The organism is Psychrobacter sp. DAB_AL32B, from assembly GCF_002224105.1.
GTDB lineage: Bacteria > Pseudomonadota > Gammaproteobacteria > Pseudomonadales > Moraxellaceae > Psychrobacter.
Genome location: NZ_NEXU01000017.1, coordinates 17732 through 37245, shown reverse-complemented (window position 1 = coordinate 37245; position 19514 = coordinate 17732). Strand labels below are relative to the sequence as shown.

The 19514-nt window shown below is 42.8% G+C and carries 19 protein-coding genes; 7 read left to right on the top strand and 12 right to left on the bottom strand.

Features of this window, described 5'->3' with window-relative positions:
* Nucleotides 1–30: 30 nt before the first annotated feature.
* The 3 genes from CAN34_RS01760 to CAN34_RS01750 all read right to left on the bottom strand — a co-directional run bounded on the left by CAN34_RS01760 (nt 31) and on the right by CAN34_RS01750 (nt 1947).
* Nucleotides 31–780 carry a PhnD/SsuA/transferrin family substrate-binding protein gene (locus CAN34_RS01760; RefSeq protein ID WP_089554170.1) on the bottom strand — a complete coding sequence of 250 codons (750 nt, stop codon included), beginning with the start codon at nt 778–780 and terminating at the stop codon, nt 31–33.
* A gap of 3 nt (nt 781–783) precedes the next feature.
* On the bottom strand, nt 784–1278 hold the full coding sequence (locus tag CAN34_RS01755) for a PAS domain-containing protein (protein WP_079692421.1): 495 nt from the start codon (nt 1276–1278) through the stop codon (nt 784–786).
* 306 nt (nt 1279–1584) lie between these two features.
* The gene (locus CAN34_RS01750; protein ID WP_079692420.1) at nt 1585–1947 is read right to left on the bottom strand and encodes a roadblock/LC7 domain-containing protein; all 363 of its coding nucleotides are present in this window, start codon (nt 1945–1947) and stop codon (nt 1585–1587) included.
* A gap of 716 nt (nt 1948–2663) precedes the next feature.
* Here CAN34_RS01750 and gdhA point away from each other — a divergent pair.
* The 3 genes from gdhA to CAN34_RS01735 all read left to right on the top strand — a co-directional run bounded on the left by gdhA (nt 2664) and on the right by CAN34_RS01735 (nt 5031).
* Nucleotides 2664–4010, top strand: a complete 1347-nt coding sequence (gene gdhA, locus CAN34_RS01745) for an NADP-specific glutamate dehydrogenase (RefSeq protein ID WP_089554169.1) — start codon at nt 2664–2666, stop codon at nt 4008–4010.
* 287 nt (nt 4011–4297) lie between these two features.
* Nucleotides 4298–4882 (top strand): hypothetical protein, encoded by a 585-nt coding sequence (locus CAN34_RS01740; RefSeq protein ID WP_089554168.1) that lies wholly within the window; start codon nt 4298–4300, stop codon nt 4880–4882.
* Nucleotides 4816–5031: a hypothetical protein gene (locus CAN34_RS01735; protein ID WP_089554167.1), complete on the top strand. Its 216-nt coding sequence runs from the start codon at nt 4816–4818 to the stop codon at nt 5029–5031. The genes CAN34_RS01740 and CAN34_RS01735 overlap by 67 nt, the downstream gene beginning before the upstream one ends.
* Nucleotides 5032–5158: 127 nt before the next feature.
* Here the strand turns inward: CAN34_RS01735 and hutI are convergent, their stop codons facing one another.
* The 4 genes from hutI to hutU are packed head-to-tail and all read right to left on the bottom strand — an operon-like array spanning nt 5159 to nt 10969.
* Nucleotides 5159–6502 (bottom strand): imidazolonepropionase, encoded by a 1344-nt coding sequence (hutI, locus tag CAN34_RS01730; protein WP_089554166.1) that lies wholly within the window; start codon nt 6500–6502, stop codon nt 5159–5161.
* Between the two features lie 57 nt (nt 6503–6559).
* Nucleotides 6560–7612, bottom strand: coding sequence for a formimidoylglutamase (hutG, locus tag CAN34_RS01725; protein WP_089554165.1), 1053 nt, complete (start codon nt 7610–7612; stop codon nt 6560–6562).
* Between the two features lie 37 nt (nt 7613–7649).
* A complete protein-coding gene (gene hutH, locus CAN34_RS01720) occupies nt 7650–9212 on the bottom strand; it encodes a histidine ammonia-lyase (protein ID WP_089554164.1) in 1563 nt (520 codons plus the stop codon).
* 56 nt (nt 9213–9268) lie between these two features.
* On the bottom strand, nt 9269–10969 hold the full coding sequence (gene hutU, locus CAN34_RS01715) for a urocanate hydratase (RefSeq protein ID WP_217320605.1): 1701 nt from the start codon (nt 10967–10969) through the stop codon (nt 9269–9271).
* Nucleotides 10970–11338: 369 nt separating this feature from the next.
* Between hutU and CAN34_RS01710 the strand changes: the two genes are divergently transcribed.
* The 4 genes from CAN34_RS01710 (at nt 11339) to CAN34_RS01695 (ending at nt 14812) form a co-directional block, all read left to right on the top strand.
* The gene (locus CAN34_RS01710; RefSeq protein ID WP_089554162.1) at nt 11339–12085 is read left to right on the top strand and encodes a UTRA domain-containing protein; all 747 of its coding nucleotides are present in this window, start codon (nt 11339–11341) and stop codon (nt 12083–12085) included.
* 337 nt (nt 12086–12422) lie between these two features.
* Nucleotides 12423–13259 (top strand): amino acid ABC transporter substrate-binding protein, encoded by an 837-nt coding sequence (locus CAN34_RS01705; RefSeq protein WP_089554161.1) that lies wholly within the window; start codon nt 12423–12425, stop codon nt 13257–13259.
* The gene (locus CAN34_RS01700; protein WP_079692410.1) at nt 13259–13996 is read left to right on the top strand and encodes an amino acid ABC transporter permease; all 738 of its coding nucleotides are present in this window, start codon (nt 13259–13261) and stop codon (nt 13994–13996) included. Before CAN34_RS01705 ends, CAN34_RS01700 begins: the two co-directional genes overlap by 1 nt.
* Nucleotides 13997–14068: 72 nt before the next feature.
* Nucleotides 14069–14812 carry an amino acid ABC transporter ATP-binding protein gene (locus CAN34_RS01695; RefSeq protein WP_089554160.1) on the top strand — a complete coding sequence of 248 codons (744 nt, stop codon included), beginning with the start codon at nt 14069–14071 and terminating at the stop codon, nt 14810–14812.
* 76 nt (nt 14813–14888) lie between these two features.
* On the opposite strand, the gene CAN34_RS01690 is transcribed toward CAN34_RS01695, so the two are convergent.
* The 5 genes from CAN34_RS01690 to CAN34_RS01670 all read right to left on the bottom strand — a co-directional run bounded on the left by CAN34_RS01690 (nt 14889) and on the right by CAN34_RS01670 (nt 19435).
* Entirely contained in the window at nt 14889–15536 is a 648-nt protein-coding gene (locus CAN34_RS01690) for an aminodeoxychorismate/anthranilate synthase component II (protein WP_089554159.1), read from the bottom strand.
* Nucleotides 15537–15570: 34 nt separating this feature from the next.
* Nucleotides 15571–16989, bottom strand: a complete 1419-nt coding sequence (locus CAN34_RS01685; RefSeq protein WP_089554158.1) for an anthranilate synthase component I family protein — start codon at nt 16987–16989, stop codon at nt 15571–15573.
* Between the two features lie 96 nt (nt 16990–17085).
* Entirely contained in the window at nt 17086–17997 is a 912-nt protein-coding gene (locus CAN34_RS01680; RefSeq protein WP_089554157.1) for an NADP-dependent oxidoreductase, read from the bottom strand.
* A gap of 54 nt (nt 17998–18051) precedes the next feature.
* The gene (locus CAN34_RS01675; protein ID WP_089554156.1) at nt 18052–18330 is read right to left on the bottom strand and encodes a Trp family transcriptional regulator; all 279 of its coding nucleotides are present in this window, start codon (nt 18328–18330) and stop codon (nt 18052–18054) included.
* A gap of 268 nt (nt 18331–18598) precedes the next feature.
* Nucleotides 18599–19435 carry a bifunctional allantoicase/(S)-ureidoglycine aminohydrolase gene (locus CAN34_RS01670; RefSeq protein ID WP_089554155.1) on the bottom strand — a complete coding sequence of 279 codons (837 nt, stop codon included), beginning with the start codon at nt 19433–19435 and terminating at the stop codon, nt 18599–18601.
* Between the last annotated feature and the right edge of the window lie 79 nt (nt 19436–19514).

Genomic DNA, 19514 nt, shown 5'->3' with positions numbered 1-19514 from the left:
TATGACCTAAGTCAGATGCCAGTGAACCTGCTAGTCAATTAAAGTTTCCATCAAGTCGATCATAAACTCAGCATCTTCTTCGTCCATAGCTTCAAAACCTTGAGGCATACCAAGTTCAGCCAATGCTTCTTTGCCATCATCATCGTTATGCAAATTCAGAATGGCATTCATCAAAATGTCTGTATCAGGAAAACCCTCTTTAATCAGCAATACATGGCTAATATCCGCCAAATCACTTTCGATTAATACAGTTAACTGAGCTTTGGTTAAGCGTGAAAAGCTGTGGAAAATTTCAGCTAAAAAGAACGCCGCTTGAGCATCGCCTTTGATGACTTGGCGTGCTGCTGCTTGATAGGTTTCGGTCACTGACCAATTCAAGTCCGCTTCTTCTAAATCAACCGCTTCTAGTAGGCGTAAACCAATCAGCTTAACATCACGGTTATTGGCCATAGCAATGGTCGCGCCATTAGCCAAGTCCTCTAGAGTATTGATGTCGCTATTTGCTGAAGCTGCAATCACCATCTCATCAGATTTACCGATAGGGCGCGCAACGGCACGGTAGCCTTGCTCACGGATGAGCGTTGCTGCATCAAAAGGGTTGGCATAAATAACTTGCATGTCGCCTGCGTCGATAAGCGCTTCTTGCTCAGCATGTGAGGCCGGCATATTTAAATGCATGTTTAGATTGGCACGTTTTTGAATCAAGATATTAAACATATGCCAGCCTGCAAAACGCTCAGGCGAAAAATCAGGGGCGATTAACATATTATGTGTCGTCATGATTTAACCTTCCTCGTTTTGTTTCATTTGGGCATACTGAGCGATAGCCGCATCAATTTTGCTGCGCGATGGCTTACGGCGTACAGAAGTATAGCCAACGGTTTCGCCGCGACGAACGTTGGGCACGACAGTCGCGTAAACCCAATAATGGCTGCCATCTTTACATAAGTTTTTAACGTAGCCATGCCATTTTTGTCCAGCCTCTGCGGTTGACCATAAATCTTTATAGGCAGCTTTTGGCATATCAGGATGGCGCAAAATAGATTGTGGCTGACCGATCAGCTCATCAGCAGCGTAGCCACTAATCTCAACAAAAGCATCATTAACGTGAGTCAAAATACCGTCTAAATCGGTACGCGAAACAATCAGCTTGCCATCAGGATAAGGGCGTTCGATACCAGTATCATAAATAGTACGCGATGCACCGTCATGATAAGTCAGAGTGATCTGCTCGGCTGGCAGGTCAGGCTTCATTGCGTCAGGTAGTGGAGAACCCATCGTAATCTCCTTTATTTATTGTTGTATGGATAGTCATTAAAAAACTTATTTAATTTACGTTTGTTTTTTAACGCGCTTATTTTTTAATAAGTATGGATATGTGATTCGCTAGGATTAGAATTTATAGATATTTAGAAGCTTTAATCACTCATTCAATAATCACTCATTCAATCTAAACAGTGTGCAATACCTTAAATAATTTTTATAAGACAGTGAGTCCGTTTTCATTTAAAGTATTATACACAGAAGGCATTTGTATTGTAGGCGCGGCATAGAACCGTAGCGTTAGCACTTTAAAACCAATTATTAGATAAGTTTCGAAAGCGCTTCAGAGGCACGTTTAATATCTAAGAATATTAAGCCAAGTTTGGCATTCGGTTTTGCCATAATGGTTAGTACTGCTTCATCACCCGATGAAGTCATGATCACGTAGCCCTTTTCACCTTGAATCATGATACGGTCAATGCTACCACGAGCCAATTCGCGACCTGCACGATCACCTAGTGATAATAATGCTGCTGACATAGCGCCAACGCGGTCTTCATCAACACCTGCTGGTAATGCAGATGCAATCATAAGACCATCGTTAGAAATGAGAGCAGATGCTTCAACATCGGCTGATGAGCTATTTAGGTCTTCCAAGATTTGCTGAAATGAATCAGTACGCATATCGTTTTCTCTATGACGGGTTATTAAATGAATAGAATAACGGTTGATAATATTTTAAAAAATAACGGTTAATAATATGTTAAATAGTTTTTGACTAATTAATGGGCAATATTATAAACCCTTACAATTAATAATGATATGGCAGGATATGAATGAAAGGCTAAATATTGATTTTTTTAACCTTTTATCGCTATTTTATAACCTTCCATCATTAACTTATTTATAATAGTAAATAAAAGTTTATTCTAATTTTCTTTGTTATTACTTTATATTTTGTTTCGATTTTTTTTCATAAAAATAAGTTATTAAAATCAATAACAATAAGGTGAAAGTGAGTTTTTCATCGTAAGGTAGTGCAAAAACAGTTAAAAAGTAGATATGGATTTTTGACTGTCGAGCTTTCATTACAGGGTCATGTATAGATTATCGTTATAAAAAACTTGCCCATAACTTTTGATGATGGCGATATTTACTAGACTTATACACCAAAAAAATGATATATAGATATGAGATAAAAATTGTTTGTGCTTCTGGGTTTAAGATTTAGAGACACAATCAGTTGGCTTCTAATCCCATCAGTTTCTATACCAAACACAAACAGCGTATAGGGGCGACCTCAATCCCACATCAACGTTTGCCATCCTATCGTTTGTGATTATGCGATAAAATGTCGATGTAAATCAGCACGATTACAATCTTTACCCTAAGGAATCTATATGAGTATCAGTCAGGCAATCAAAAAAATTGAAGCACGTTACGCTCACCAACCTGAATTCATTCAGGCGGTAAAAGAAGTTGCAATCACGATTGCTCCGCTATACGACACTCATCCCGAATATGATACGTTCCAAATTTTTGAGCGCCTTGTTGAGCCTGACCGCGTTGTGGCTTTTCGTATCAATTGGGAAAACGATCAAGGTGAAGTACAAGTAAATCGAGGCTGGCGCGTTCAGTTTAGTAATGCGCTAGGTCCTTATAAAGGTGGTATTAGATTTCACCCAACGGTAAATCAGTCTGTTTTGAAGTTTTTAGGCTTTGAGCAGATATTTAAAAATGCATTGACCGGTTTGCCTATGGGCGGTGCTAAAGGCGGTTCTGATTTTGATCCAAAGGGCAAAACAGACAATGAAATCCGCCGTTTTTGCTACGCGTTTATGCGTGAGCTGCATCCTTATATAAATAAGGATATTGACGTACCCGCTGGTGATATCGGTGTTGGTGGACGCGAAATCAGCTATATGTTTGCCATGTATAAAAACCTTACACGTGAATACGGTGGTGTATTGACCGGTAAAGGTGTGGGTTTTGGTGGTAGTTTGATGCGTACGGAAGCCACTGGTTATGGCGCGGTTTATTTTTTAGAAAATATGCTAGCGGCTCAAAACGAACACATAGACGGTAAAAGAGTACTGGTTTCAGGCGCTGGTAACGTCTCACTTCATGCTGCTGAAAAAGCTCACATGCTGGGCGGCGTTGTAGTCACGGTGTCAGACTCACAAGGTACCTTGTATGATGAAGCAGGTCTGAATCAAGAAAAAATCAACTGGTTAAAAGCGCAAAAAGCAAAAAGTAAACCTTTGGCCGATTACGTTGATGTCTATGGTGGTGAGTGGCTGGCTAAGCAAAAACCTTGGCACATCAAAGGTGACATCGCTATCCCATCAGCCACGCAAAACGAAGTGGATGAAGATGATGCTAAGCTTATGGTTGAAAATGGCATCAAATATGTCGTTGAAGGTGCCAATATGCCATTGACTGCTGAAGCGATTGATCATATTCGTTTGCATCGTGTGCATTATGCACCGGGCAAAGCGGCAAACGCTGGTGGTGTGGCGGTATCTGGACTTGAGATGTCACAAAACTCAGTACGCCAGTACAAAACCTTTGAGGAAGTTGATGAGCGTCTCAAATGCATTATGAAAAATATTCACGACTGTGCTGCTGAAGCCTCAGAAAAATACCATCAGACTGACAAAGGCTACATCGATTATATGACAGGCGCAAATATCGTTGGCTTTAAGCGTGTTGCTGATGCGCTGGTTGCCTATGGTATCCTGAACTAAATTTTTCATTATGGCTATTTACGATAGCACTAGATCACAATAATAACTGACATATAACGCGCCTACTTAAACAGTAGGCGCGTTTTTTATGCCACATAAAAAACTGCTTAATCAATATAGTCCGTGCAAGATAAAAACGCTGCTTGTTAAAACTATTACAACATTAGTATAATTCATCTTAAGTTAAATAAACTGATTTTTATTCATTAAAATAATCAGCTATGATTAATCCATCAAAATTATTCAGCTTAATTACAAAATAATGAATACGATTAATGGAGTAACACATGACTACCACAATCCCACGATCTAGAGTACCTAGCCATATCCTAGGCTACCCACGTATTGGTGATAAGCGCCAAACCAAATTTGCCTTAGAGCATTACTGGAAAGGTAAAAAAGATAAGGAAGTAACTCAAGCCGCTTTGCTAGAAGTATTTACCACCAATATCCAAGATCAAATTGATGCGGGTCTTGATATCATCACTACTGGCGACTTTGCTCATTATGATCTAGTGCTCAGCCAAGCAGTTTCCTTTGGTATGCAGCCACCACGTTTTGCTGGTGCCGAAACATTAGATACCTTTGATCGTCAGTTTTATTTTGCCCGTGGTCGCGACCATACCGGTCAGTATGAAGACAATGCGGCTTGGCAAATGACCAAGTGGTTTGATACCAACTATCATTACTTGGTGCCTGAATTAGAAGCCGATGAAGACTTCAGCAATACTGATTTTACCCAAGTATTTAAACAAGTAAGTGACGCTCAAGCCATTATTGAAAAAAAGGTGGCTATCAAAATGCCATTGGCCCAGGCGTCTATGACATTCATAGCCCGCGCGCCCCTGATAGCGACGCTATGCAGATTGTGATTGATGAAGCGCAAAAATATATTCCAATTGAGCGTTTATGGATTAACCCAGACTGTGGTCTAAAAACGCGTAACTGGGAAGAAGTGCGCCAACAACTGCGTAACATGGTCGAGATGACAAAAATTGTACGTAAAAAATATGTAGCATAAATCCTAAATTAAACTTGCACCTATAAATGTAAAAGCCCCAACCATGACTGTGATGGCTGGGGCTTTTTTTATTTAACACTTTCTAGCTGCTTTTAATCATCTAGCATTTTTAGAAATAATGTTAAGGCTATAAAGTCTTCTGCCACTGACCTTGACGCATAATACCAGTAATAGGATTAAGTCCAATTTGATAGCACAGATCCGCAGGGCGAGTGATATCCCACAGTGCTAAATCAGCATCACAACCGATTTCTATTTTACCTTTATGTGATAATCCTAATGCTTTTGCTGCGTTAACAGTCGCACCGGCTAGTACTTCTTCTGGCGTTAAATAAAACAGCGTACAGCCCATATTCATCGCCAGTAATAGCGAAGTTAGTGGTGAAGTGCCTGGATTACAGTCGGTCGAAATAGCAATAGCAACTTGATGCTTACGTAACGCATCTATTGGAGGTAACTTGGTATCACGCAACGTATAAAATGCGCCGGGCAATAGTACCGCAACAGTATTGCTGACTGCCATTTTTTTAATATCTGTTTCTGATAAATGCTCTAAGTGATCGCTTGATAGCCCTTGATATTCAGCAACTAAAGCACTGCCGCCTATATCAGACAGCTGCTCAGAATGGAGCTTGACGGGCAAATTTAATGAGCTGGCAACTGCAAAGACGCGTCTAATTTGCTCTGCACTAAAAGCAATATTTTCACAAAACCCATCGACTGCATCTACCAAGCCTTCTGAATGTAAAATTGGCAGCCACTCGCAGACTTGCTCAATATAGTCGTCTGCACGGTCTTTATATTCGGGTGGCAAAGCATGGGCAGCTAAATAGCTAGTGCTGACATGGACGTCGTATTTGTCACCCAGTTGACGCGCGACAGTAAGCATTTTGCGCTCAGTATCTAAATCCAAACCATAGCCGGACTTGATTTCGATACTGGTTACACCTTCTTTGAGCAGTGCTAACAGACGCTTTTCACTTTGCGCAAAGATTTCTTCCTGACTGGCTGCGCGGGTCGCACTAACGGTCGCAACAATACCGCCGCCTTGCGCTGCAATGTCTTGATAACTGGCACCGTGCAGCCGTGCTTCAAACTCATTGCTGCGGTTACCAGCATAGACTAAGTGCGTATGACAATCGATTAAGCCTGGCGTTATCCAGCCGCCTTTTACATCCTTGATTTGCTCCGCTTTATAATCATCAAGATGCGAGGTCATCTGTTCGTTCGAGCCAATCCACGCAATCGTGCCTTCCTTTATACCAATAGCGGCGTTTTCTAGCTGACCATAAGGTTTACTTTTTATTGAGGTGCTGTCTGCTGATGTTGATTTACCGTTTTCTTTACTGTTGCTATGCCCATTAAAACCATAATGCGTCGAAAAAGTGGCAAGATTGGCGTTGATGATAATTTGATCGAACGACATCATGGTTGCAGTATCAGTCGTCATCTTGTTTGTAGCGTTAGTCATAATATACTCCTGCTAGTTAGTAGCTATTTATATATCCGTGATAGGGTAAATCCGTGCTTATATAATTAATAAATGCTGTTCTATAATTATGGCTAAAAGTCGAGCAGCCACTTTACAGCTGCGTTGATTGCTATCATAGGTCGGATTAATCTCAGCAATATCCGCTATTTTTACTTTGCCGGATGCCATAATAGTTTTGACAGCGCGCTCAACGAAGCTCAGTTCGATACCGTAGGCAGCAGGTGCGCTGACACCAGGTACCACGCTAGAGGGAAAGCAGTCCATATCAATCGTCAAATAAAGTACATCAACCTGATTAATAAAACGATCAATCTGAGCAGCAAGCGTTGCCCACGATTGATAGTAACAGTCCTCGTCACTAATAACGTGGACACCTAGTTCGTCAGCACGATCAAAAAGCGCTGCGGTATTAGAGAAACGACTTACCCCAATACAGCAATAGTGAAAAGGCTGCTGATATTCGGTTAGATACTCAGCAATTTGGCGAAAGGGTGTACCAGACGTCGCAACATCAGATTGACGAATATCAAGATGCGCGTCAAAGTTAATGATGCCAATAGTGGGGATAGTCGGTATATCGGCTGTATTTTTTTCACCAATATCACTATTATCAGCCTGCTGAAGCGCTTGCCATAACCCTAAAAAACTACCGTAAGCCATCGCATGACCGCCGCCAAGGCCAATAGCCAGACTACTTTTTTGAATAACGTTACTAATAACATCAGCATACTGCTGCTGTGCTTGCTCAAGTAGTTGCTCGGCAAAATCATCGTTGTCTTGACAGTGAATATCACCGGCATCCCCTAGCAAGGTCGCCAATTTACCGTCAAAACGTTTTTGGAGCTCAGCGATAACCGGCAGTTTAGCAAAAGTACTGCGAATCAGTGGCGGTGCTGCTCTTGCGCCCACGCGTCCTTGATTGCGTCTAACGCCTTGATCGCAGTTAAAGCCAACTAGCCCAACATGCTGCTGCTCATAAGGCTGCGCTAGCTGATACCAATAGCAAGCGCGCTCGCTTTCAAATGGCTCAGCACGACCAGTCCATTGACTCATATTAGCAGCAGTGTGATTAACAGTTGTGATGGTCATCGCTGCTCTCCTTTAAAATGAATTTCAAGCTATTTACTTATTCAGAAAGGTACCAGTCACTGCGTATTTCCTGCCAATGTTTAGTTAAAGTGCGACTTAGTATTAATTGCTTTGCCGCCTCGATATCAGGAGCCAAGTAGCGATCTTTATCATAAAAAGTAACTTGCGCGCGTAAAAGCTTATGAGCGGCTGTTAATGGCTCTGATGTTTCAAGCCCACGATGAAAATCAATACCTTGACCAGCTGCCAACAGCTCAATCCCGATAATGGTCGCCGTATTTTGCGCCATCTCATATAAGCGTCGCGCACAATAAGTTGCCATTGACACATGGTCTTCTTGATTGGCAGAAGTTGGAATGCTGTCAACACTACCTGGATGTGCGATGGACTTGTTCTCTGATGCTAGTGCCGCTGCAGTGACATGAGCAATCATAAATCCTGAATTTAACCCAGCATTGTCAACCAAGAATGGCGGTAAGCCACCTGACAAAGTAGCATCGATCAGCAAAGCGATACGGCGCTCAGACATAGAACCAATCTCAGCAATGGCTAGAGCTAAAATATCGGCAGCAAAAGCTACTGGCTCAGCATGGAAGTTACCGCCAGAGATAGCGACAGGCCCATCTTCATTGTTAAAGATAAGTGGGTTATCGGTGACGGCATTTGATTCAATCAATAGCGTCTTTCCTGCTTGATTAATAATATCAAGGCAAGCACCCATAACCTGTGGCTGGCAACGTAAGCAGTAGGGGTCTTGAACTCTATCGTCTTGTTCGCCATTATGAGAGGCGCGAATGTCACTACCTTTAATCAGTTGGCGATGGGCTTTGGCGATTTCAATTTGCCCATGATGCCCGCGGACTTCATGGATACGAGCATCGAATGGCGCATCCGAGCCTTTTGCCGCATCGATAGACAGTGAGCCGACGATAGTGGCTGACTCTAATAAGTCACGCGCTAAGAAATAGCCTCGTAGTGCAAGGGCAGTTGAGACCTGAGTACCGTTAATTAATGCTAGCCCTTCTTTGGCAGCAAGTGTGATGGGCTCAAGACCATGCTGTGCTAAAGCGTCAGCGGCTGGCACGCATTTACCCTCGACATAAGCATCTCCTTCACCCATTAGCGCTAGGGTCATATGGGACAAAGGTGCTAAATCGCCGGACGCACCGACTGAGCCTTTAACAGGAATATGCGGGGTAATTTGATTGTTAATTAAAGCCAATAAGCCATCGACCACGACGCGGCGTACCCCAGAGACACCTTGTGCTAGACTGGCAACCTTCATGACCATAATCAATCGAACCACGCCATCTGGTAAGGGTTCACCAGTACCAACGGAATGCGATACGATAAGATTGCGCTGTAACAACTCAAGCTGATCATCGTCAATTCGCGTTTTTGCTAACAAACCAAAACCGGTATTAATACCATAAGCGCTTTTATCGCGAGCAATAATCGTACGTACATCTTCATGTGAGGCATCGATTGCCTTATATGCGCTATCAGGTAGGGTTAATGAGACGGGCTGATCATAAATACCACGCAGCATCTCAAAGCTTAACTGGCGTGGGTTCAATGTTAGGTGCTTAATATCGGTCATAGCAATGTCCCTATTTATATTGGTTATTTATTTTTATAAATGAAAAGTAGTTCGAGCTACTGAATCATCGGTAAATTCAGACCATAATCTTTAGCAGTTTTAATCGCTAGCTCATAACCTGCATCGGCATGGCGCATGACGCCTGAACCACAATCGTTGACCAGTACGCGTGCTAAGCGTTTGGCTGCGGCATCAGTACCATCAGCAACGATAACCATACCCGAATGCTGTGAGTAACCCATACCAACACCGCCGCCATGATGTAATGATACCCAAGTAGCGCCGCCTGCAACGTTGAGCATACCGTTCAATAGCGCCCAATCTGATACCGCATCTGAGCCATCTTTCATACTTTCAGTTTCGCGGTTTGGGCTGGCAACAGAACCGGTATCTAAATGGTCACGACCGATAACGATAGGACCTTTTAGTTCACCGTTTTTGACCATCTCATTAAAGGCAAGTCCTGCTTTATCACGTTCACCCAAACCTAGCCAGCAAATACGCGCGGGTAATCCTTGAAACTGAATACGCTCTTTTGCCATATCCAGCCAGCGATGGATATGTTGGTTTTCTGGGAATAGCTCTTTAATCTTTTGATCGGTTTTATAGATATCTTCTGGATCACCTGATAGCGCAACCCAGCGAAACGGGCCTTTACCTTGGCAAAATAGTGGACGAATATAAGCGGGAACAAAACCTGGAAAATTAAAGGCGTCTTTAACCCCTTCATCAAAAGCCACCTGACGAATATTATTACCATAATCAGTCGTTGGGATGTCCATCTCTTGTAGATCTAGCATCGCCTGTACGTGTACGGCACAAGACTGAGCAGCGGCTTTGGTTAGCGCTGCATGTTGGTCTGGGTTTTCTTGGGCCACTTTCCATTCTTCAACGGTCCAGCCACTTGGTAGATAACCATTAATTAAATCATGCGCTGAGGTTTGGTCAGTGACCAAATCAGGCTTCATGCCGCCTGCATTCGCATGCTTGACCATTTTTGGTAATATATCTGCAGCATTGCCAAGTAGGGCAATAGACACTGCTTCACCAGCGTCCGTATGCTGTTTGATAAGCTCGTAAGCGTGGTCTAAATTATCAGCTTGCTTATCGACATAACCGGTACGCAAGCGAAAATCAATACTGGACTGTTGGCATTCAATATTCAGTGAAGTCGCACCAGCAAAGGTTGCGGCCAATGGCTGCGCGCCGCCCATACCACCAAGCCCAGCGGTCAATATCCAACGTCCAGCCCAACTACCGTCATAATGCTGACGACCGGCTTCAACAAATGTCTCATAAGTACCTTGGACGATGCCTTGGGTACCGATATAAATCCAGCTACCTGCTGTCATCTGCCCATACATAAATAGATCTTTACGATCAAGCTCGTTGAAATGCTCCCACGTCGCCCAGCGCGGCACCAGGTTAGAGTTGGCAATTAATACGCGCGGCGCATTTTCATGAGTTTGAAAGACACCAACCGGTTTGCCAGATTGCACTAATAAAGTTTCATCGTCTTCCAACTCTTTTAGCGACTCTAGGATTTGATCGTAACTTTCCCAGTTACGTGCTGCTCGTCCGATACCACCGTAGACGACCAAGCTTTTAGGATTTTCAGCAACATCAGGATGTAGATTGTTTTGAAGCATACGATAAGGGGCTTCGGTCAGCCAGCTTTTACAATGTAAAGTACTACCAGTAGGCGCTGCAATATTACGGGTCTCATCACGGCGAGTAAATCCATTGTCATTGGTCATTCCATTACTGATAGTCATTGTCATTCCTTCCTTGTGATTGTCTTATTCGTGCCAGAAAAGGCAATTAATATAAAGTATTTAACATAGCCTCATTATTAATAAGGCGCAGTTAATGGTGTTAATAAAGCCACTAACGTATCAGTATTGCTCCATAAGTTGTATATACAAATTATCAGGGATTATTTCCTGTTGCAAGTACTTTTTTAATTAATTGCTTAATTGTTTGCAAAGGATTGGCAACAGATTCATGATTCTGATGATGCCATGATATTATGGCGGCATTACTCTAACTGAAGCTGACGGTTAAATTGGCCTGTTGAAGTTGACGGTTAAAGCAAATAGTTGACAGTGAAAATAACAAAGGTAAAGATGGACATGACAAAGAAAACTCCTGTGTATCAACGCATCAAAAATGCAATTTTAGATAATATTCATCGTGGTAAGTGGCAAGCAGGCGAGGCTATCTCTACAGAAATGGCACTGGCAGAAGAGTTTGGCGTCTCTCGTATGACAGTCAACCGTGCTTTAAAGGAATTAAGTGAAGAGCGTGTATTAGAGCGCCGCCAAGGATCTGGAACCTTTGTTGCACAGCAGCAATTCAATCATACTTTCGTTGAAGTCCGTAACATCGCGCAAGATTTAAAGTCGGCCAATCGCGATTATCAAGCACAGGTGGTGAGTAAGCGTTGTATCACGGCTGGCATGCTGGATGAGCTTCTGCGCCGCAAGTTTGATATTGAGCAAGCAGTTGAAAGTCAGCTAGATGACGAGGATGCGACTGTGCTCTACGAAGTAAAGATTATTCACTTTGCCGATGGTCAACCGATTCAGTTTGAAGAACGTTGGGTAGATGCGATAAAAGTGCCGAAGTTTATCGAGCAAGATTTTAATATCGTCAATACCAGTGATTATTTGATTGCCAAGATTCCGCTTGAGCGCGGTAGCTATACCATCCGAGCATTAGCAGCGCCGGATGAGGTTGCTAATGCCCTACAGATTGAGGTGCAGTCACCAACGTTAGTGCTGCGTCGTCAGACTTATTCGGCAGGGAAGGTATTGACCTTTGTCAGGATGTGGCATGCAGGGGATCGGTATCAGTTTTCAGGCGAGCTATAATATTCTTACGCATGCTCACTGTTTTTGTACGTTTATTCTTACTCAACTGCGTTAGTATATGAATGAGCAGGTGTTTAATCGGCAGCTTTAAAATAAGTATTCGTCATAAAATGCCATACAATGCCTCTAAAATTTAAGAATAAAATAAAACCAGTATTGAAAAATATACTGCGTATCCTCAAATTGAGCAGTCAAAGCCAAATAGTTTAAAGCAGATATTTATTATGATATCTGCATATTTTTTAGTAAGTTTTATTGGTACAACATAATTAGCACAACATATTTTGCTTTATTTGATTCAGTCACTTTCATTTACTCACTCTTATAAGGACGTCTTATGAAACGTCGCACGCTTTTAGCCCTTGCCGCAAGCACCGTATTACTTGCCGCTTGTGGACAGTCTAATACTAATGATACTGAAACCAAGGCAACCGACACCGCTGCAAGCAGTGGTTCTGATTTGCTACAGCGTATCAATAATGGTGGCACTATTAATGTCGGTACTGAAGGTACGTATCCTCCGTTCACTTATCATGATGAGAGCGGTAAGCTGACCGGCTATGATGTCGAAGTGACGCGTGCCGTTGCTGACAAACTGGGCGTTAAAGTAGACTTTAAAGAAACTCAGTGGGATGCAATGCTTGCAGGTCTTGATTCAAAACGTTTTGATATGGTTGCGAATCAAGTTAGCTTGACCACGCCTGAGCGTTTAGCAAAATATGACAAAGCCACGGCTTATAGCTGGTCAGGCGCAGTCGTTTTGGCGCCAAAGAATGATAATCGTTATAGCTCGTGGGAAGCGTTAAAAGGTCTGCGTAGCGCTCAGTCATTGACCAGTAATTATGGAGAGCTTGCAGAGCGTTATCAAGCTGAAATCGTTCCTGTTGATGGTATGGCGCAAGCTATCCAGCTGGTTAAACAAGACCGCGCTGACTTTACGATGAATGACAATCTTGCAATATTGGATTATCTAAAGAAATTCCCAGATGCGGCGCTTGAGATTAAACTGACTGCCCCTGTCAGTGAGCAAACTGGTTCAGGAATAGTGTTGATAAAAGGTGATGATGCGGTGTTAGCAAAATTAGACGAAGCTATGGCAGCATTGGCAGCTGATGGTACGCTCACCAAACTGAGCCAAGAGTTTTTTGGTGCTGATATAAGTCAACAAAAATAATGCTGGCTTCTATAACGTCAGTGTTAGCAGATTTATTGGCATTATTGCCGTTTATGAGTCCTGAGCGGGCGCAGATTGTTATCTCGTCCTTTTGGCCGATGCTCAAAGGCGGTATCTATTATTCGATACCGCTAGCATTGATCTCGTTTGCGATTGGTATGGCTATTGCACTGACGGTGGCGCTGATTCGTATCGTGCCACGTGCTGGCTGGATTCATGAGATTATTTACCGGCTTGCTCGCATCTATGTGTCTGCCATTCGCGGTACACCGATGCTGGTACAGCTGTTTATTATCTTTTATGGTTTACCGAGCGTTGGGGTCAAGCTTGACCCTTTTCCCTCAGCGATTATTGCTTTTTCGCTAAATATTGGTGCTTATGCATCAGAGACGGTGCGCGCTTCTATCTTGTCTATTGCAAAAGGACAGTGGGAAGCCGGTGCGACCGTCGGCTTGACGTATTTGCAGACCTTTCGCCATGTTATTTTGCCGCAGGCATTGCGTGTGTCCGTACCGCCGCTATCTAACACCTTTATTAGTTTGGTAAAAGATACCTCATTAGCATCGCTTGTGTTGGTGACTGAGCTGTTTAAACAAGCGCAGATTATTACGGCGCGTAACTATGAGTTTATGTTGGTCTATATCGAAGCAGCTGTTATCTATTGGGGTATTTGTCTGTTTTTGACCTTTATCCAAGGTAGGCTTGAAACGCGACTTGATCGCTATGTTGCCAAATAAATCATTTACCAGCCACACCGTATTGCTACTAATATAAGCACCATAATCAAGATACGCGTAATAGGAACTTTCATGATTCAAGTCACTAATATTCATAAAGCCTTTGGTAGCAATCAAGTGCTTAAAGGCATTGATTTGACCATTCATAAAGGTCAGGTGGTGGTGATATTAGGGCCATCAGGTTCGGGTAAAACGACGTTCTTACGTTGTATTAACGCGCTTGAGATTCCCGATCAAGGCATCATTGCTTTTGATGATGGGAGCTTGACGGTAGACTTTGCGGCCAAACCTAATAAAAAAACTTTACTAGCCTTGCAGCGTAAGTCAGGGATGGTATTCCAGTCTTATAATTTGTTTCCGCACAAGACTGCACTCGAGAACTTAATGCTTGGGCCTGTCGTTGTCCAAGGTACTAGCAAGGCAGCAGCACGTACGCAAGCATTGGCGTTACTCGATAAAGTAGGCCTTTCAGATAAGGCGGACTTATACCCATTTCAATTGTCTGGTGGTCAACAGCAGCGTATTGGTATTGCTCGTGCACTGGCTATTGAGCCGTCATTATTGTTATTCGATGAGCCGACGTCAGCGCTTGATCCAGAACTGGTACAAGATGTGTTAGAGACCATGAAGCAGCTGGCATCGGAAGGCTGGACGATGGTGGTCGTGACTCATGAGATTAAATTTGCGCGAGATGTCGCTGACCATGTGGTGTTAATTGAAGATGGTCAAGTAGTAGAAGAGGGTAGCGCTGAGCAGATGTTTGAGTTATCGACGCATCCGCGTACGCAGGCATTTTTGCAGCGTATTGAGCAATAACTTGCAAAAGGCTGACTTTTTATTCAAAAGTCAGCCTTTTTTATTACCCTATCAATAATCCATGATTTTTTTCAGATTACACCTGCAATAAAAAGTTCGTAAGCAAGCGCTTGGCACCTTCGGTCGCAAACGATTCAGGATGAAACTGTACGCCCTGAATGGGATAATCTTTATGCTGTACGCCCATAATTTCATCGCCTGCTAATGCTGATTCAGTTAAGCTTAACTGCGCATTGTCATCATTGCTAACGACTGAAGTGATGGTTAGGCAATTTGGTAGGGTATCCGCCTGTACCATCAATGAATGATAGCGCATGATTTCTATCTCTTGTGGTAAGCCTTGATAAACTCCCACACCATCATGGAGAATCGCTGAGACTTTACCATGCATCGGTACACTGGCACGTACCACGTCACCGCCAAATACATGGGCGATGCCCTGCATACCCAAGCAAACACCCAATAGCGGTGTCGTCTTGCCCATCACTTCAATCACTTCTGCACAAATACCAAAATAGGCAGGATCATCAGGCGCACCAGGGCCAGGTGAGATAATAATACGGTCGAGGTTCATTGCTTGCACCTCTGCTAAAGTCATCTCATTATTGCGTTTAACGATGACGTTTGCTTCTTTATCACTATCCATCGTCTGTAAAATCTCACCAATATATTGGTAAAGATTAAAGGTAAACGAGTCGTAGTTATCTATAATTAAAACATTCATTGGTTATCAACTCTTTGGCAAAAATATAATCAATTTACGGATTCATAAAACTGTCTAATACGATCTTCATGGCGGAAAGCTTACGCTGAATCTCTAAGTATTCGTCAGCGGGATTAGAGTCATAGACATTGCCACCGCAGGTTTGGGCGTAGGCTGATTCGCCATTGATGAATAAGCTGCGAATAGGGATGGCAAAGATACAATCACCGTTAAAGTTAAACGACCCAAGCGCGCCGCCATAAGCACCGCGACCATCTGGCTCTAACTCATTAATCACTTTAATCGCTTCAACTTTTGGCGCACCTGACAACGTACCAGCAGGAAAATTACTGGCAAGCGCACTAAACATATCCTCATTAGGATGCAAAATACCGACGATTTCAGAAGAGATATGCTGCACGTGTGAGAAACGTTTTATATCCATCAAATTGCGCACTTTTACCGTACCAAATCGTGCGACGCGCCCAATATCATTGCGATGCAGATCGACTAGCATATTGTGCTCAGCAATCTCTTTGGCATCATTCAGTAATGCTCTTGCAAGCTGACGGTCTTCGGCGACATCGATGCCGCGCTTTGCCGTACCAGCAAGTGGATAAGTCTCCATTTCGCCTTGACGCAAGCGAAACAGCAATTCAGGCGAGGCGCCTATGATGCACTGCTGAGCAAATTTCATAAAGTACATGTGCGGTGATGGATTGACCGCACGCAGCTTTTCATAAATCGGCATCTTATCGCCCGCAATGCGATACTTGGATTTAAAGCCGACTTCACACTGAAAGATACGCCCAGAAATGATGTCTTCTTTCACTTGCATCACTACTTTGGCATGTTCATCTTGACTCATACCATCACCCAAAAACTCAACTGTGGGTGGTTGGTAACTTGGAATTGATGTATCAAGCAAGGCTTTGATTTGCTCGATGCGGTTTTCTTGCTGTGCAGTAGGGTAATAAAAATAGAAAATTTCACCGGTCATCTTATCGAGCGTTAAGCCGTCTAGATAGACGCCAAATTTAAATGGCTCAAAGTCTTCGCTCGGCTTAGCATTCAAGCTTGGCTCAAAGAAATTGACACTGTCATAGCCCAAATAACCCACCAAACCGCCGCTTTGCTCACGGGCGATGACATGCTGTGGAGTAATTTTGCGTAGTAATTGATATGGATTGTCAGTCTGATAATGGTCAGTTTTAGCAGTTTTATTATCGGTAATCGCAAGGGTAGTGCGGTCAATAGCAGCAATGGTCATAATCGGATCAAAACCAATAGCATGATGGCGTGACATATGGCTATCTTCGCCCAAGGACTCGAGCAAATAGCAAGTGTCAAAAGCACGCTCAATGCGTTTGAATAAAGCAAGAAAATCAATATCCTGCGTGAGTTTTATGCGTTGCGGCTTGCTAGGAATATCAATAGCAGTAGGTTGATGTTGCTGGGGTGTCGAAGAGGTCATAACAATATCCGAATTGGTTCAATTATTAATAAAGTGAAAATATGAATAAGGCGAAAACAGACGACATACGCTGCCTGCGTTTGTATCTAATAAATGTTAAATACTCACAACGATTTTGCCACGTGCATGTCTGGTTTCTGTTTTTGCAAGTGCCTCAAGTGCTTGATCAAAACGATAAATTTTTTCGATAATAATTTTTACTTTTCCAGCAGTAATATTACCAATTAAACCATTAAGGGCTTCTTGCCAGCTGAGGAGGTGTTCAAATTGAGATACTGTAATGCCGCGTTCTGCAGCTATTGAATCGCCAGAAACCGTAATAACCGTGCCGCTGTTTTTTACAACGTCCATACTATCCTTCGCGGTATTAGGTTGAATGGCAAGCGCGATATCGACACCGTTTGGTAGGATTTTTAATAAAGATTCTTGCCAATCAGCATCCTTATAATCAACCGTTATGTCGGCGCCAAGCGCATGCATATAAGCATGATTGTTTTTGGACGCAGAAGCGATAACGCGTACCCCTTTATCTACAGCAAGCTGAATGACCAAGCTGCCGATTGCTCCTGAAGCGCCAGCAATAAATAGGGTATCTCCTTCGTTCAAATCAAGTGCGCCCATGCATTCCATCGCTGTTTTGCCTGCGACAGAGATGGTAGCCCCTTCATTAAAGTCCATCGATTCAGGTAGGAATATGAGCATATCGCTTGGCACGACGGTATATTCAGCCCAGCACCCTCCTTTAGGAAGACTGCTGCTATTTAAGATAACTCGGTCGCCAATGACAAAATCTCTGACGCCATTTCCGATCTTTTTGATGACACCTGACCCTTCTAAACCAATCGTATAAGGAAAGTTAGCATCGCTCGGTATGAAGTAGCGGTCATGAATGCCGACACCAAAGGCACTCATCTCGACGAGTACTTCTTGCTCAGCAACTTCAGGCACCGCAATATCTTGTAATTCTACCTCCATAGATTGTGCGTTTGTTCTTACATAAGCTTTCATTTGCCCACACTCCCTCTTTTAAATTCAATTTTTTACCAACATGCTATTTATTAATTAGCCATTAATTTCTCGATGCGTCGCTAATAAAGCACTAACATCGTGAATTTGCATGGCTTTAGCACCGCGAGAGACCGTTGCAATACCGACGCCTAACTGTTCAGATATTTCACGTTGGGTAACGCCGCGCGCTAATAAATCAAAAATACGAATACGATTGGCAATCTCAAATTGCTCTTTATCGGTTAGCAGTGCATTTAGCAGCATTTCGATATCGGTGCTGTCACTACAACTGGCTAAATGGTTTAATAAGCTACGGTAAGGGTCAGTACTCATAATATTTAATCTTCATAAAAAAAGAGATAAATGGCTATCCTGTTTCAGTATTCTAGTACAGTAGTACGTAAAAAACAAGTAAAGTGGTTAATGTTTTAGTATTGCTTGATGAAAGCGCTGTTTAAAAATACTAAATTTAGCATAAAAATAAAAAGCCAGCTAATCATAATTAGCTGGCTCTATTATTAAAAATTATAAATGACGTGTTCGAATTAACGATTATGGCTCTATACTATTTATTATTGTTCTGGTCATTATTCCATATTGCTTATTTTACTGGACGAATAAACGGCATATGACGGTTCACGTCTTTGTATAGTAAGTATCTGAATGGACCAGGTCCGCCGGCGTAACAAGATTGTGGGCAGAATGCGCGTAGCCACATAAAGTCACCTGCTTCAACTTCTACCCATTCACCGTTTAAGTGATAGACGGCTTTACCTTCTAGTACATACAAACCATGTTCCATCACATGAGTTTCATCAAATGGAATCACGCCGCCTGGCTGGAAAGTCACAATGTTTACATGCATGTCGTGACGCATATCAGACTGCTCTGTGAATCGAGTGGTTGTCCATACGCCGCCTGTGTTTGGCATCTCAATCGCTTCAACATCGTGATCGCTTGTTACAAAGGCTTCAGGCACATCAATACCTTCGCAATGTTGATACGCTTTGCGGATCCAATGGAATTTAACGTGCTTGTCGCTATTATTTTTCAATGACCATTTGCAGCCAGGTGGTAAGAATGCATAACCACCCGCTTCAAGATGATGCGTCTCACCTTCAATAGTCATATCCATTTCGCCTTCAACGATGAATACAACACCTTCGGCGTTGGCATCTAGCTCAGGCTTTTCTGAACCGCCATTAGGCTCAACTTCGACGATATACTGTGAAAAAGTCTCAGAGAAACCTGAAAGTGGGCGTGCCAGTACCCACATGCGCATACCTGTCCAAAACGGCAGATAGCTGATAACAATATCCGTTAATACGCGCTTTGGAATAATCGCATAAGCTTCGGTGAAGATAGCGCGATCGGATAGTAATTGTGTTTGAGGAGGCAAGCCGCCTGTAGGTGCGTAATAAGTACTTTTAGTTGACATAATTGGATTTCCTTGTTGTCTTCGTTAAAACAGAGTGTTGTTTCTCTAAAAATCTTGATAATCATTCTAGAGAATTTTA

Coding starts and splice junctions, on each gene's coding strand:
- hutI (WP_089554166.1), bottom strand. CDS start 6,502: ATGACTAACGCTACAAACAAGATGACGACTGATACTGCAACCATGATG.
- gdhA (WP_089554169.1), top strand. CDS start 2,664: ATGAGTATCAGTCAGGCAATCAAAAAAATTGAAGCACGTTACGCTCAC.
- hutG (WP_089554165.1), bottom strand. CDS start 7,612: ATGACCATCACAACTGTTAATCACACTGCTGCTAATATGAGTCAATGG.
- hutH (WP_089554164.1), bottom strand. CDS start 9,212: ATGACCGATATTAAGCACCTAACATTGAACCCACGCCAGTTAAGCTTT.
- CAN34_RS01700 (WP_079692410.1), top strand. CDS start 13,259: ATGCTGGCTTCTATAACGTCAGTGTTAGCAGATTTATTGGCATTATTG.
- CAN34_RS01675 (WP_089554156.1), bottom strand. CDS start 18,330: ATGAGTACTGACCCTTACCGTAGCTTATTAAACCATTTAGCCAGTTGT.
- hutU (WP_217320605.1), bottom strand. CDS start 10,969: ATGACCAATGACAATGGATTTACTCGCCGTGATGAGACCCGTAATATT.
- CAN34_RS01670 (WP_089554155.1), bottom strand. CDS start 19,435: ATGTCAACTAAAAGTACTTATTACGCACCTACAGGCGGCTTGCCTCCT.
- CAN34_RS01690 (WP_089554159.1), bottom strand. CDS start 15,536: ATGAATGTTTTAATTATAGATAACTACGACTCGTTTACCTTTAATCTT.
- CAN34_RS01685 (WP_089554158.1), bottom strand. CDS start 16,989: ATGACCTCTTCGACACCCCAGCAACATCAACCTACTGCTATTGATATT.
- CAN34_RS01705 (WP_089554161.1), top strand. CDS start 12,423: ATGAAACGTCGCACGCTTTTAGCCCTTGCCGCAAGCACCGTATTACTT.
- CAN34_RS01710 (WP_089554162.1), top strand. CDS start 11,339: ATGGACATGACAAAGAAAACTCCTGTGTATCAACGCATCAAAAATGCA.
- CAN34_RS01760 (WP_089554170.1), bottom strand. CDS start 780: ATGACGACACATAATATGTTAATCGCCCCTGATTTTTCGCCTGAGCGT.
- CAN34_RS01740 (WP_089554168.1), top strand. CDS start 4,298: ATGACTACCACAATCCCACGATCTAGAGTACCTAGCCATATCCTAGGC.
- CAN34_RS01680 (WP_089554157.1), bottom strand. CDS start 17,997: ATGAAAGCTTATGTAAGAACAAACGCACAATCTATGGAGGTAGAATTA.
- CAN34_RS01750 (WP_079692420.1), bottom strand. CDS start 1,947: ATGCGTACTGATTCATTTCAGCAAATCTTGGAAGACCTAAATAGCTCA.
- CAN34_RS01695 (WP_089554160.1), top strand. CDS start 14,069: ATGATTCAAGTCACTAATATTCATAAAGCCTTTGGTAGCAATCAAGTG.
- CAN34_RS01755 (WP_079692421.1), bottom strand. CDS start 1,278: ATGGGTTCTCCACTACCTGACGCAATGAAGCCTGACCTGCCAGCCGAG.